At 59.5% G+C, this 13,575-nt stretch carries 13 protein-coding genes; 5 read left to right on the top strand and 8 right to left on the bottom strand.

Going from position 1 to position 13,575, the window contains the following annotated elements:
* Window position 1: 1 nt before the first annotated feature.
* From asd to BM062_RS01475, 6 genes are all read right to left on the bottom strand, one after another.
* Window positions 2-1,135 carry an aspartate-semialdehyde dehydrogenase gene (asd, locus tag BM062_RS01500; RefSeq protein WP_092392726.1) on the bottom strand — a complete coding sequence of 378 codons (1,134 nt, stop codon included), beginning with the start codon at window positions 1,133-1,135 and terminating at the stop codon, window positions 2-4.
* A 66-nt stretch (window positions 1,136-1,201) separates the two neighbouring features.
* Complete coding sequence (gene leuB, locus BM062_RS01495) at window positions 1,202-2,272, bottom strand: 3-isopropylmalate dehydrogenase (RefSeq protein WP_092392334.1); 1,071 nt, start codon at window positions 2,270-2,272, stop codon at window positions 1,202-1,204.
* A gap of 47 nt (window positions 2,273-2,319) precedes the next feature.
* The gene (leuD, locus tag BM062_RS01490; protein ID WP_092392332.1) at window positions 2,320-2,967 is read right to left on the bottom strand and encodes a 3-isopropylmalate dehydratase small subunit; all 648 of its coding nucleotides are present in this window, start codon (window positions 2,965-2,967) and stop codon (window positions 2,320-2,322) included.
* Between the two features lie 36 nt (window positions 2,968-3,003).
* Window positions 3,004-3,126, bottom strand: coding sequence for an entericidin A/B family lipoprotein (locus BM062_RS01485; RefSeq protein ID WP_050808536.1), 123 nt, complete (start codon window positions 3,124-3,126; stop codon window positions 3,004-3,006).
* A gap of 35 nt (window positions 3,127-3,161) precedes the next feature.
* The gene (gene leuC / locus BM062_RS01480) at window positions 3,162-4,562 is read right to left on the bottom strand and encodes a 3-isopropylmalate dehydratase large subunit (protein ID WP_092392330.1); all 1,401 of its coding nucleotides are present in this window, start codon (window positions 4,560-4,562) and stop codon (window positions 3,162-3,164) included.
* A 177-nt stretch (window positions 4,563-4,739) separates the two neighbouring features.
* On the bottom strand, window positions 4,740-5,624 hold the full coding sequence (locus BM062_RS01475) for a DMT family transporter (protein ID WP_092392724.1): 885 nt from the start codon (window positions 5,622-5,624) through the stop codon (window positions 4,740-4,742).
* A 771-nt stretch (window positions 5,625-6,395) separates the two neighbouring features.
* On the opposite strand from BM062_RS01475, the gene BM062_RS01470 reads away from it, so the two are divergent.
* The 5 genes from BM062_RS01470 (at window position 6,396) to BM062_RS01450 (ending at window position 11,183) form a co-directional block, all read left to right on the top strand.
* Window positions 6,396-7,022 (top strand): hypothetical protein, encoded by a 627-nt coding sequence (locus BM062_RS01470; protein WP_092392328.1) that lies wholly within the window; start codon window positions 6,396-6,398, stop codon window positions 7,020-7,022.
* 96 nt (window positions 7,023-7,118) lie between these two features.
* Window positions 7,119-7,952, top strand: coding sequence for a hypothetical protein (locus tag BM062_RS01465; protein ID WP_092392326.1), 834 nt, complete (start codon window positions 7,119-7,121; stop codon window positions 7,950-7,952).
* A gap of 20 nt (window positions 7,953-7,972) precedes the next feature.
* Window positions 7,973-8,266, top strand: a complete 294-nt coding sequence (locus BM062_RS01460) for a transposase (protein WP_092392324.1) — start codon at window positions 7,973-7,975, stop codon at window positions 8,264-8,266.
* A gap of 298 nt (window positions 8,267-8,564) precedes the next feature.
* Entirely contained in the window at window positions 8,565-9,587 is a 1,023-nt protein-coding gene (locus BM062_RS01455; RefSeq protein WP_092392322.1) for a GlxA family transcriptional regulator, read from the top strand.
* Between the two features lie 30 nt (window positions 9,588-9,617).
* Window positions 9,618-11,183 carry a sensor domain-containing diguanylate cyclase gene (locus BM062_RS01450; RefSeq protein WP_092392320.1) on the top strand — a complete coding sequence of 522 codons (1,566 nt, stop codon included), beginning with the start codon at window positions 9,618-9,620 and terminating at the stop codon, window positions 11,181-11,183.
* Window positions 11,184-11,235: 52 nt separating this feature from the next.
* Here the strand turns inward: BM062_RS01450 and BM062_RS01445 are convergent, their stop codons facing one another.
* Together BM062_RS01445 and BM062_RS01440 are read right to left on the bottom strand one after the other, a co-directional pair.
* Window positions 11,236-11,430, bottom strand: coding sequence for a hypothetical protein (locus BM062_RS01445; protein ID WP_092392318.1), 195 nt, complete (start codon window positions 11,428-11,430; stop codon window positions 11,236-11,238).
* 91 nt (window positions 11,431-11,521) lie between these two features.
* Window positions 11,522-13,114: a collagen-like triple helix repeat-containing protein gene (locus BM062_RS01440; RefSeq protein WP_092392316.1), complete on the bottom strand. Its 1,593-nt coding sequence runs from the start codon at window positions 13,112-13,114 to the stop codon at window positions 11,522-11,524.
* Window positions 13,115-13,575 lie beyond the last annotated feature (461 nt).

Below are 13,575 nucleotides of genomic sequence, written 5' to 3'. Positions count from 1 at the left end.
GTCAGGTATCCAGCACAATCCGCAGCATGCGACGCAACGGTTCTGCCGCACCCCACAATAACTGGTCGCCTACGGTAAAGGCTGACAAATAATCGCCACCCATCTGCAGTTTGCGCAGACGACCGACAGGAATTGTCAGGCTGCCGGTCACTGCCGCCGGGGTCAGGTCGCGCATTGATGACTCTTTGTCATTAGGCACCACCTTCACCCACTGGTTGTTACTGGCGATGATGTCATTGATTTCGTCCAGCGGCACATCTTTTTTCAGTTTGATGGTCAATGCCTGCGAATGGCAGCGCATGGCGCCGATGCGGATGCACAAGCCATCCACCGGGATTACCTTGCCGCCATTGCTGAAACCCTCGCCGCGGCCAAGGATCTTGTTGGTTTCGGCGCCGGCTTTCCATTCTTCTTTTGACAAGCCCTCGCCCAGGTCCTTGTCGATCCAGGGAATCAGGTTGCCGCCCAGCGGCACGCCGAACTGCCTGGTTTCGTCGGCCGACAGGGAGTGCTGCTTGCCCAGCACCTTGCGGTCGATTTCCAGGATCGCCGATTTCGGATCGTCCAGCAGCGCCCTGACTTCGGCGTTGATGGAACCGAACTGGGTCAGCAGTTCGCGCATGTGCTGCGCGCCGCCGCCGGAAGCCGCCTGGTAGGTCATGGAGGTCATCCACTCGATCAGGTCTTGCTGGAACAGGCCGCCCAGGCCCATCATCATGCAGGAGACGGTGCAGTTGCCGCCGATGTAGTTCTTCACGCCGCGCTGCAAGCCGTCCTTGATGACATCGAGGTTGACCGGATCCAGCACGATGATGGCGTCGTCTTTCATGCGCAGGGTGGAGGCGGCGTCAATCCAGTAGCCGTTCCAGCCGGCGGCGCGTAGCTGCGGGAAAATCTCGCTGGTGTAGTCGCCGCCCTGGCAGGTAATGATGATGTCGCATTTTTTCAGGGCTTCAATGTCGGTGGCGTCTTTTAACGTTGTTTCGTTTTTCGCCAGCGCCGGGGCTTTACCGCCGGCATTTGAAGTTGAAAAGAATACCGGTTCGATATGGGCGAAATCGCCCTCTTCCTGCATACGCTGCAACAAGACCGAACCCACCATGCCACGCCAACCGACCAAACCAACCAGTTTCATCATGATTCCCTAACAAAATCGGGGAAAAGCCCCGCACTCCACGACAGACCCACCTGCCAAATTTTTTTATCCCAGCGCCTTGACCACCGCCGCACCCATTTCCCCGGTGCTGACCTTGGTGGTGCCCGCCTCATAAATGTCGGCGGTGCGCAAGCCTTGCGCCAAGACCTTCTTGACGGCGTTATCGATGCGATCAGCCTGCTCCGCCTTGTTGAGCGAAAAGCGCAGCATCATGGCGGCCGACAGGATGGTCGCCAGCGGATTGGCAATGCCCTTGCCGGCGATGTCCGGCGCCGAACCATGCGACGGCTCGTACAAGCCCTTGTTGCTGGCGTCCAGCGAAGCCGACGGCAGCATGCCGATCGAACCGGTCAGCATGGCGGCCTGGTCCGACAGGATATCGCCGAACATGTTGCCGGTGACGATGACGTCGAATTTCTTCGGCGCGCGCACCAGTTGCATCGCAGCGTTATCGACATACATGTGGTCCAGCGCAACGTCAGGATATTCCTTATGCACATCAGTGACGATGTCTTTCCAGAACTGGAAGGTTTCCAGCACATTGGCCTTGTCGACGCTGGTCAGGCGCTTGCCGCGCTTTTGCGCCGCCTGGAAGGCGACGTGCGCGATGCGGCGGATTTCCGACTCGGCGTAGCGCATGGTGTCGAAACCTTCGCGTTCGCCTTTGAAAGCGCCGTCCGGCGCAGTGCGCACACCGCGCGGCTGGCCGAAATAGATATCGCCGGTGAGTTCGCGGATGATCAGGATATCCAGCCCGGACACCACTTCAGGCTTCAGCGTCGAGGCGTTGGCCAGCTCCGGATACAGGATCGCCGGGCGCAGGTTGGCGAACAGGCCCAGGTGCTTGCGCAGGCCAAGAATCGCCTGCTCGGGGCGCAGCGAACGCTCCAGGGTGTCGTATTGCCAGTCGCCGACCGCACCAAACAGGATGGCGTCAGCTTCTTTTGCCAGCTTCAGTGTGCCTTCCGGCAGCGGATGGCCGTGCGCAGCATAGCCGGCGCCGCCGACCGGCGCGCTTTCCAGTTCAAATTTTTCGCCCAGCGCATTCAACACATTGACCGCTTGCTCGACGATTTCCGGACCGATGCCATCACCTGGCAAAATTGCTATCTTCATTTTTTCCTGGATTGAATAATTCAAAAAAACGGGTGCAGACCAGCTGCTTAAATGGTGTTTCCCAGCCAAGGCTGCGCAAACAGATGGCGCTCCTCGAAATCGCGGATCTTGTCGGACTGGCGCAGGGTCAAGCCGATATCGTCGAGACCGTTCAGCAGGCAATACTTGCGGAACTCGCCCACTTCAAACGGAAACGCAATGTTGCCGTTGGCGGTGCTCACCAGCTGCTTTTCGAGATCGATCTGCAGCCGATAACCGGGGAATGCCTTGACTTCGTCGAACAGGCGGTCGATCTGCGCTTCGGGCAGCACCAATGGCAGCAAGCCGTTCTTGAAACAGTTGTTGAAGAAAATGTCGGCAAAGCTAGGCGCGATGACGGCACGGAAACCGTACTGGTCCAGCGCCCAAGGCGCATGCTCGCGCGACGAACCGCAGCCGAAGTTCTTCCGGGTCAGCAGGATCGAAGCGCCCTGGTAGCGTTGCTGGTTCAGGACAAAATCCGGATTCAGCGGACGGCGTGAATTATCCATGCCCGGCTCGCCATGGTCCAGGTAACGCCACTCGTCAAACAGGTTCGGGCCGAAACCGGTCCGCTGGATAGATTTCAGGAACTGCTTCGGGATAATCGCGTCGGTATCCACGTTCGCGCGGTCCAGCGGCGCTACCAAGCCATCCAGTACAGTAAATTTATTCATCTCTTTTATTCCAATTTGCCCGCTAGCGCGAGGCGATCACTTGCCTTGAATTTTTTCGCCGACGTGTTCCACATCCTTGCCGAAGCCGTGGAAAGTATTGCAAGCGCTCAATGCATAGGCGCTGGCCAGCAAAACACACAGGGTGACTATTTTTTTCATCTTGGTCCTTCCGTAATAATGGTATAGCGAACAGGTTATAAAGCACGCACGTCAACAAAATGGCCGGCGATGCCAGCGGCGGCAGCCATCGCCGGACTGACCAGGTGGGTGCGGCCGCCGGCGCCCTGGCGGCCTTCGAAATTGCGGTTCGAGGTGGACGCGCAACGCTCGCCCGGCTCCAGCCGGTCCGCATTCATGGCCAGGCACATCGAGCAGCCCGGTTCACGCCATTCGAAACCGGCGTCCTTGAAAATCTTGTCCAGGCCTTCGCGTTCGGCCTGTTCCTTGACCAGTCCCGAACCCGGCACCACCATCGCCAGCTTGACGTTGGAAGCGCGGAACTTGCCGCGCACCACTGCCGCCGCCGCGCGCAGGTCTTCAATCCGCGAATTGGTGCAGGAGCCGATGAATACCTTGTCGATGCGGATATCTTCGATCGCAGTGTTCGGTTTCAGCGCCATGTAAGCCAGCGCCTTTTCCATGCCGTCGCGCTTGGTGGCGTCTTTTTCCTTGTCCGGATCGGGCACGCGGCCGTCCACCGCCACTACCATCTCGGGCGAAGTGCCCCAGGTGACCTGCGGCTTGACTTCGGCTGCGTCCAGCGTCACCACCATGTCGAATTTGGCGCCCGGATCGGAATGCAGGGTGCGCCAGTAGGTCACCGCGCGTTCCCAATGCGGCCCAGCCGGCGAAAACGGCCGGCCCTTGACGTAGTTCAGCGTCGTGTCGTCGACGGCGATCATGCCGGCGCGCGCGCCCGCTTCAATCGCCATGTTGCAGACTGTCATGCGGCCTTCCATCGACAACGCGCGGATCGCCGAGCCGGCGAATTCGATCGCGTAACCGGTGCCGCCGGCGGTGCCGATGCGGCCGATCACGGCCAGCACGATATCCTTGGCGGTCACGCCGGCAGGTATCACGCCGTCGACCTGCACCAGCATCGACTTCGATTTCTTGGTCAGCAAGGTCTGGGTAGCCAGCACATGCTCCACTTCGGAGGTGCCGATGCCGTGCGCCAGGCAGCCGAAGGCGCCGTGGGTCGACGTGTGGGAATCGCCGCAGACCACGGTCATGCCAGGCAGGGTCGCGCCCTGCTCAGGACCGATCACGTGGACGATGCCCTGGCGATGGTCGTTCATGCCGAAATAAGTCAGGTCGTAGCTCTTGGCGTTGGCGTCCAGGGTTTCCACCTGCAGGCGCGAGACCGGGTCGGCGATGCCGTTGGCGCGGCCGGTAGTGGGCACGTTGTGGTCGGCCACCATCAGGTTGGCCGACTGCCGCCATGGCTTGCGGCCGGCCAGCTTCAGCCCCTCGAAAGCCTGAGGGCTGGTGACCTCATGCAAAAGATGTCGATCAATATACAGAATCGCCGTGCCGTCCTGCTCGGTATGGACGACGTGGGATTCCCAAAGTTTATCGTAGAGCGTTTTAAGCATGATCCAGGGCGGCTTCGAGACCGCGCAAAACAGTGAATTTAGCTCTTGATTATGCCATAGAAGCAGCCCGCCAATACCTTGGAACGTCGTGAAAATGACATTCCGGCCCCTGGCGTGTTGCTTATATTCACGTATTGCCGGCCGCCGGAAAAGCCAAAGCTGGAAATTGTTTAGCTATTATTTAGCCGCTTTGCCGCGCAGATAGCCGGACAGATCCAGTTTTCCGGTCGCCAGCGCAGTTCCCAGCAAGATGACCAGGCAGCCGAGGATCATGCCGGCCGTTACTTGCTCTTTCAGGAAAATGGCGCCCCAGACCACGCCGAAGATAGGGATCAGGAAGGTCACGGAAGCCGCATAAGCCGAGCCGACGCGGTCCAGCAGGCGGTAGAAGATCGCGTAGGCCACGCCGGTGCACAGCACTCCCAGCGCCAGCACTGAATACCAGGCGGTGCTGGATACCGGCGCCGCCGGCCAATACAGTACTGCCAGCGGCAACAGCACCATGGTCGCCGCCAGCTGGCTGCCGCAGGCCACGACAAAAGGCGGAACGCCGGCCAGGCGGGTTTTCGAATAGTTGATCGCGAAACCATAGGACAGCGTAGCCAGCAGCACGGCGCCGGTCGCCAGCCAGACTCCGGGCTGCCCCTCGCCGATCTTGTCCCACACCAGCACCACCACGCCCGCCATGCCGACCAGCATGCCGATCACCTGCGGCCGGCTCATCGGCGTTTTCAGCCAGACGAACGCGATCAGGCCGGTCCATAACGGCACGGTGGCGTTCAAGACGGCATCGAAACCGGCATTCACATACAAGGTCGAGTAGGCAAACAGCGAAAACGGCAAGGCTGAATTGGTGACGCCGACCACCAGCAGCGGCCACAACTTGCTGCGCACCTGACCGCGCGCGGCAGCCGAACGCAATACCGGCAGCAGCACCAGCGCGGCGATGCCGACGCGCAAGGCGATCAACGGCACCGGGCCGAATTCCGGCGTACCAATGCGCATGAAAAGAAACGATGCGCCCCAGATGGCCGCGAGAGAAAACAATTCCGCAATATTCATGGCTGGCTTTTCGATTTGGATTGAGTGCTCCGGCAGCATTTGGCAGCGGGACACAAATTGACATGCGGCAATATATCCGATAATCGCGACCGCGTAAAAAATTCACGCTACCGAGACCTATGCCGATCGCAAAAAAAAACAGCACAGCACCGTGATGCACAACCCGCTTCGCATAAAAATCTGCCCGCGCATCACATGCGGAATGTGGCGCTCCACATGCAATTTCAACGCAACAATCCGGAATCTGCACATGCTTGTTTTACGCCTTGTCAAAACCGGACATCACGTTCTCTCGACAGTTTTCCCGCACGGCATGATTCGCAGCTACGCCAATCCATGCGCCAAGAGTGACATCGCATTCTTATGTTTTTTTTATTGGCGCCCCATGATGCAGCACGGAAAAACATTAGCCAAACCGGCCAACTTGCCTGTCCGAAGCCGACAAGGTTTTGTCGCAAATACTAGGTTTTGCACTCCTATGATCAGATCAACGTAAGTGCACTCGCTCGACGTGCCCTGCGCTGATCGCGCCCAAACCACAGCAATACTTCGATCACGCTTTGTCCTGTCGAAAAGAGACATTTTCGTTTAGTTCGGCGAGGCCTTCGCAACGCTTGTTGCAGCATAAGAATATCGCTCTCATCCGGCACATTTCTTATGCACGGCACGCTGACGAGATGATTTTTATTTGTAGTAACACTTGTCGATGCCCAGGGGCGCATGGGCAAGACAATCTTGTGAATGATGTCCCCACTCCAAGGAGAAACAGAAATGAAAAAGCAAATTATTGCCGCATCCATAGCTTCACTGTTCGCCGTCTCTGCATTCGCCCATCAATCTTCGGGTTCAAATACAAGCACTAGTACAGTCACAACCACTAGCGTCGCAACCGCAGTGTCGGTCGGTGGCGCAGGCGGTGCAGGCGGATCGGCATCTTCCGGCGGCGCAACCGGCGGATCGGCCACTGGCGGCACGGCAACGGGCGGCAATGCAACCCAAACCATTACCGGCGGCCTGGCCAATACCGGCGGCAACTGGACCGGCGCCGGCGGCAGCACGGCGTCCGGCGGCGCAACTACAGCCGGTGGAACCAGCAGCGGCGCCGGCACTGGCGGCAGCAGCGGCGACGCTGGCAGGTTTGGCAGTTCCACAGGCGGCGCTGGCTCATCCAGCGCCACTGGCGGTACGCAAGCTTATAACGGCAATGCCACTTCAGGCGGAGGAACCAGCGGCTCATGGACCGGCAACGCAGATGCATCGATTAGCGGCGTTAGCAATACCGGCGGCGCGGCAGGAAGCTTCGTGTTCGCCGGCGGCGCCCGATCTGGCAATGCTACTGCCGGCAACGGCGGTTTTGGCGGCAGTGCATTCTCCTCGGCAAAAGCCGGCAATCAATAACAACAACTGGCAACGGCTCGGTTAGCTATGAGTTGCGAGAGGGAAGAGAAATTTTTCCCTCTCGTTTATAAAACCAACCATCACGATGGAGAAGCCATGAAACGCATACTTATAGGCATCCTGGTAGCCTCGACCTTCACAGTGCCGGCGCTAGCACAGACGACACCTACCACCACATCCACATCGACTGCAACTGCGGTTGGCGGCGCGGGCGGCGTCGGCGGCTCGGCAGCAGGCGGCACGGCAGCAGGCGGCACCGCTTCCAACACGATATCTGGAACATATGGCGCATCTGCCACCAATGGCGGCAGTGCAACCGGCGGCTCAGGCACCGGCGGCAATTCAACCGTGAGCGTATCCGTTTCCACATCGGGAACGGGAGCATCCGCCGCCGGAACATCCGCAGGAGCAGGAACCGGCACCAGCAGCGCTGCAGGTGACCCGGGCAGCAGCGCGAACAACACCAAGACCACGGTTGACTACGGCGGCAGTTATTCCGTCAAGACCGTGCCGAACATCGTTGCGCCATCGCTGACGACAACCCTGTCCGACACCTGCATGGGTTCAGCATCGTTCGGCTTGTCGTTCACAGGTTTCGGCGCCACCGGCGGCACCACCATGGTCGACCAGGCTTGCGTACGCCGCCTCGATTCCAGGGAATTCCGCGCCATGGGCCTGAACGATGTCGCACTTGCCCTGCTGTGCCAAAGCGAAGCAAACCGGAAAGCGGTTGAATCCACCGGACGTTCCTGTCCCGGCATGGAAAGAGCCGGCGTGCCTGCCGCGCCCATGCCGGCTGCCGCAGCGTCAACCGGCGTCGTCGGCCAGAACAACATCAACACCATAGGCGATCAGTACAAGGATCCGGTAATACGCGCACGGCTCGGCCTGGACAAGCTGTCCGACCTATCGGGATTAAAAGACCGCTAAGAAGAGATACGGGGGATGCCATGAAACATGTTCCGTACTCAAGCAGCCAGATTGCTGCCGCTCTCAAGCAAGAGGAGCTCGGCATGCCATTGGCCGATGTGATCCGGCAAGCCGGGATTTCCGAACGCACTTTTCTCAACTGGAAAAAACAGTATAACGGCCTGCAGGCTTATCCGCACGACCTGAAGTGCCTGCGGGAAGAGAACGCCAAGCTGAAGCAGATCGTGGCGGAACTGACGCTGGAGAACTCGCGCTTGCACGACGCGCTGGACGAAAGGAAAAGCAAGCATGAACGCTACAGCTCGTCGAATTGAAGGCGGCATCATGTGCAAAAGAAATGGAAGCAGCGCGGGACGAAACACGTTAGGCACTCATCACACCTCAATTAAATGCCATACAGAAATTAACATTGAAGGACACAGCGGGTTTTCGTATGAAGATTTTTTATTGCCATAAAAAACTAGTGTAAACGCGCCACATAAATAACCATATTTAACAATCATTTTCTGGACAAAAGCCAATTTTGTAGCAGAATAGGGAATAGTAATTTACCAATAAAAAATTGCGTTCCGGCAATGCAAAAAAGGTAGATCGCTAGCAGGGGAGAATCACATGGATATCGAGTGCGCAAAGACACTTGAAGTGATGGGCAGCAACAGCTCAACCAGGCATATAGGGATCATCGTGTTCGAAGGGGTCGTGCTGGCTGACGTAGTTGGCGCGGCAGATGTCTTTGGGATCGGCGACAAGCTGATATCCACGGTATTCCCAGGTACCACACGCTACGCCGTCTCCGTTCTCTCCATCGCCGGCGGCATGATCATGTCGTCAGCGTCGGTGCAGATCATGACCTCATCGCTGGCGTCGTTCTGCAAACATCAATTCGATACGCTGCTCATCGCCAGCGGCACCGGAAACTTCGAAGCTTACCGGGATCCCGACCTGATTGCCTGGCTGCAGCAGATGCGCAACAGCGTGCGCCGCGTCGCCGCGATCTGCACCGGCGTATTCGTGATCGGCGCCGCCGGCTTCCTGAACAATCGGCGCGCCACCACGCATTGGGCGCTGCTGGACAAGCTGGCGCGCGAATTCCCGCTAATCAAAATCGACCGCGAAGCGCAGATCAGCGAAGACGATGGAATTTTCACGTCCTGCGATGTCGGCATGGCAGCCGACCTGGCGCTGCTCCTGCTGGAAAACGATCTCGGCCCTGCGGTTGCGCAGCGCGTGGCGCAAAGCCTGGTGGTCTGCCAGCGGCGGCGCGACACCCCGCCTGCCAGCCAGGCGACGATAGCCTTCGATCCGGTCAAGGTCAGCAAGATCCACCGCGCCTCGCTGTGGTTTGTCGAGCACCTGGCGGAGCCCGTCAGCGTGGTCGACGCTGCCAATTTCGTCTCCATGAGCGAACGTAATTTCGTGCGCCAGTTCAAGCGCGAAACCGGTCAGACTCCGCATGACTTCTTGCGGAACCTGCGCCTGGAAGCGGTACGCCAGCAACTGACCGAGACCGACCTGCCGATCGACAAGATAGCGCGGCGCTGCGGTTTGTTCAGCGGCGAGCATGTCGCCAAGCTGTTCCGCAAGCACATGTGGACTTCTCCTACAGAATATCGCAAGGGAATACGACCAAGCTGAAGCAAAGGCCTGCGCGCTACTGGACAAACGATGAACATCCCCATCGCTATCGCGCTCCGGCCAGCGCACCCTGCGCTGAAGTCGTTGCCGATCACTTATCTGGCGACCGTCTTCGTGTTGCTGGTGTGCGTCTCGCTGATGTCGGTCGAAGTGTGGCGCAGCTGGAATGCGCGCAACATCGAGCTGCATGAAACCGAAATCGCCACAACCAATCTTGCACGCGCCTTGTCGCAGCATGCCGACGACACGATCAAGGAAACCGACACCGTGCTGGTGGGCCTGGTCGAGCGGCTGGAAGTGGAAGGCGCCGGCAGCGCCTCGCTGGAACGGCTGCACAAACTGCTGATCCAGCATATCGCCGAACTGCCGCAGCTGAACGACCTGTCGATCTACGATGAAACCGGGTTATGGCTGGCCAACGCGCGCACCGGCCCGGTCCCGGTGGTCAACAATGCCGACCGCCAGTATTTCCGCTACCATCGCAGCCACACCGGACGCGGACCGTATATCGGGCCGCCGATACGCAGCCGCTCCACCGGCGCCTGGATCGTCACCGTCTCGCGCCGCTTCAACCATGCCGACGGCAGTTTTGCCGGCCTGGTCCTGGGCACCATCAACATCGATTACTTCAAGAAATATTACGACAGTTTCGACATCGGCCGCGCCGGCTCCATTTTCCTCAGCCTGAATGACGGCACCATGCTGGTAAGGCGGCCGATGATGGACGACACCATCGGCAAGAACCTGTCCAACTACCCCATCTACCGCGACTACGCATCGAGGAGCGCGGTAGGCACCGCCATGATGAAATCCGGCCAGGACGGCGTGGAGCGGCTGATCGCATATCGCCATCTGCAGCAATACCCGCTGTTCGTGACCGTCGCGCGTTCCAAGGATGAAGTACTGACCGAGTGGCGCGCCGATGCCTATCTGCACCTGTTCGGCGCCATGCTGCTGACGCTGGCGCTGGGCCTGCTCGGCTGGCGCCTGGTTCACCAGATCCAGTTGCGCCTGCTGGCAGAAGCTGACCTGCTGCGCGTCCAGGAATCGCTGCGAGCCCTCAACCACCACCTGGAGCAGCTGGCCCTGCAAGACAGCCTGACCGGACTCGCCAACCGCCGCCAGTTCGACAATGCGCTGCGCGACGAATTCAGCCGCGCCATGCGCATCGAGAGTCCGCTGGCGCTGGTGATGATCGATGTCGATTACTTCAAACAATATAACGATATCTACGGACATCTGGCTGGAGACGAATGCCTGCGGCAGATCAGCGAAGTCGTGAAAGCCAGCAAGAACCGCCCTGGGGACCTGGCGGCGCGTTATGGCGGCGAAGAGATGGTGGTGCTGCTGCCCGATACCAATCTGGCTGGCGCGGTTGCGGTAGCGGAAAAGATCCGGGTTGCCATCAGCGACCTGAACATCCGGCATCCCGGCAGCAATACCGGCGTGGTCACGATCAGCGCCGGTGTCGACGCCTTTGTCCCGGTCCGCGACGGCAATATTCCGTTTGAGTTGATTCAGGCAGCGGACAAGGCACTGTATGCAGCCAAGTCGGCGGGCCGCAACCTGGTCTGCTCCAGTGCCGACCCGCATTAGACAATAACAACAGGACGCATTCCATCAATACTGACGAGCTGCATTCTGCAAGTCACGCCCTGCCGCGCCGTCCGCGTTCATACACCAGCGAGCCAACGGCTATCAGACGATATAACTCCTGCTCGGTCAGCTTGTACGACAGCGCCGCAATTTCACGAGCCAGCATTCCTATCAGAAGATCGTTCCCCGGCACCTGCGCTTGTGGGCTGGCGCAAGCGATCAGATCGACTATTTGTTCGGCTCTCATGATTCCACCTCAGAAGGTTGCTATGTATCCAGCCTTGAATCAAGGAAGCCTGGCGCTGCCAGGGCTTCCTTGGACTACCAGACAACATGGCTCATTTCTTGGCGGTTCCCCCCAGTAATCCGCTCAGCAAACCTGTCACCGGAGCGAGCGGGTCGTTGGTGGCGCCGGTCGCGGCTTTGCCGCCGGTCAGGCCGCTAACTAGGTTGGTGACCGGAGCCAGAGGGCTGGCGGCAGTCGAACCGGTTGTACCGCTGACCGCGCCAGTCAGGCCGGCTACCAGGTTGGTGACCGGGGCCAGAGGATTTGCGCCAGTGCCTGCGGCGCCGCCCAGAGCACCTGTCAAGCCGCTCACCAGATTAGTGATCGGAGCCAAGGGACTTGCGCCAGTACCTGCAGCGCCGCTCAGGGCCCCGGTCAGGCCGCTAACCAGATTGGTGACCGGGGCCAATGGACCGGCGCCGGCGCCCGTTGCACCGCCGACTGCGCCAGTCAAGCCGCTCAGCAAACCAGTCACTGGCGCCAATGGGCCGCCGGCCGAGCCGGTTCCGCCACCGACCGCGCCGGTCAAACCACTCAGCAAACCGCCGGTCTGGTTACCCAGCAGAGGCTGGCCGGTGCCGACCAGGGCATTCGTGCCAAGGCCCGCTACAGTAGCGCCGACACCGCTGACTACGCCGCCAAGGGTGCTGACCACAGGCACATTAGCCGCGGTCAGCGCACCGCCCAAGCTGGAAACACCGCCGCCCGCCGCCGTCAGCAAGCTGTTTACAGGCTGGTTGAGGCCGGTTGCATTGCCGACTGTCTGCGTCAGGGTTGTCACCGTGCTGGTCAGCGGCACGATCGCCTGGGTGACGGTCTGGGTGACCTGCTGCACCGGACCGCTAGTCAGGGCCGAGGTCAACGGCGCTCCCAGCCCGGAGACCGCGGCGCCGACCTGCGTCACCAAGCCGCCCAATGGCGTGGTCACGGCGGCAAGGGGCGCCAGCGGCCCGCTGCCCAGGCCGGACACGAGTTGTCCGGCGCTTTGTACTGTATTCCCCACTTGAGTAACCACACCGCCGGTGCTGCCGAGGGTGGTGCCAAGGGCGTTCGGATTGGTGCCGAGCTGGCCGAGGCCGTTGGTGACGCCGGCGCCCAAGGTAGACACAATGCCGGTGCCGTTGTTAACCACGCCGGCCAAGCCGCTTTTTGCGTCGGTCGAAAGCAACGGCACGTTGTTGATTACGGTATTGCCTATCGTTCCCAGCGCAGCGCCCGTGCCGGATATGGCTGTGCCGGCATTGGAGAGGAAATTGGCCGAAGCGCCTGTTCCACCACCGCCTGTTCCACCACCGCCTGTTCCACCGCCACCTGTTCCACCGCCACCTGTTCCACCACCACCTGTTCCACCGCCACCTGTTCCACCACCGCCTGTTCCACCACCGCCTGTTCCGCCACCACCTGTTCCGCCACCACCTGTTCCGCCACCACCTGTTCCACCGCCGCCACCGCCGTCAGCGCCGCCTCCAGTACCGCCACCGCCGCCATCAGTGCCGCCGCCTGCGCCGCCTGCACCAGTGCCGGCACCGGCACCAGAGCCGGAACCCAGCGATTTACCGAGTTCGCCGCCTCCGCTAGCGCAACCAGCCAGCAAACTGGTCAATAACAACGATGCGACAATCAAACTGCCCTTTGATGTTTTCATGATGTGTTTCCCCTTTTATTGAAAGTTCGAACCGGTTGTCCCTGCTTGTCTATTCCGCAAAGAACATGCCAACCGGGAAACCTCTGGATAAATGGGAAATTCACATCGGCGCTTATAATTAATACATACAATAAATCCTTAAAAATCAAAGACTAAGCTGATTTTCGGCAGGATGCCGACGATGCCGGACTGAAGTCGCCAAACGTCGATTGATACGTTACATGTAACGTAACAGAGAACAGGAAACGGGTACAAACAGTTGCTTTACTAGCATCAACACAAGAGCTTCTCAGCTACCCGAAAGTCACTGCCGGCCTAACCCGGATTACTGCCGGCATTTACCCCGCCAGCACAATTGAGATATCCTCAAGCCTCTAGAAAAAACGGCAACATCGGCGCAATTCAAGCGGCAATGAATGCAAAACACGCAACTAGTTGCGCCGGACAAGGTCAGAAGATGC

Origin of the sequence: Collimonas sp. OK412, from assembly GCF_900112135.1 — a bacterium.
In the GTDB taxonomy this organism is placed as follows: Bacteria; Pseudomonadota; Gammaproteobacteria; order Burkholderiales; family Burkholderiaceae_D; genus Collimonas; species Collimonas rhizosphaerae.
The sequence above is the reverse complement of the archived record's forward strand: the minus strand, read 5'-3'. Positions and strand labels throughout refer to the sequence as shown.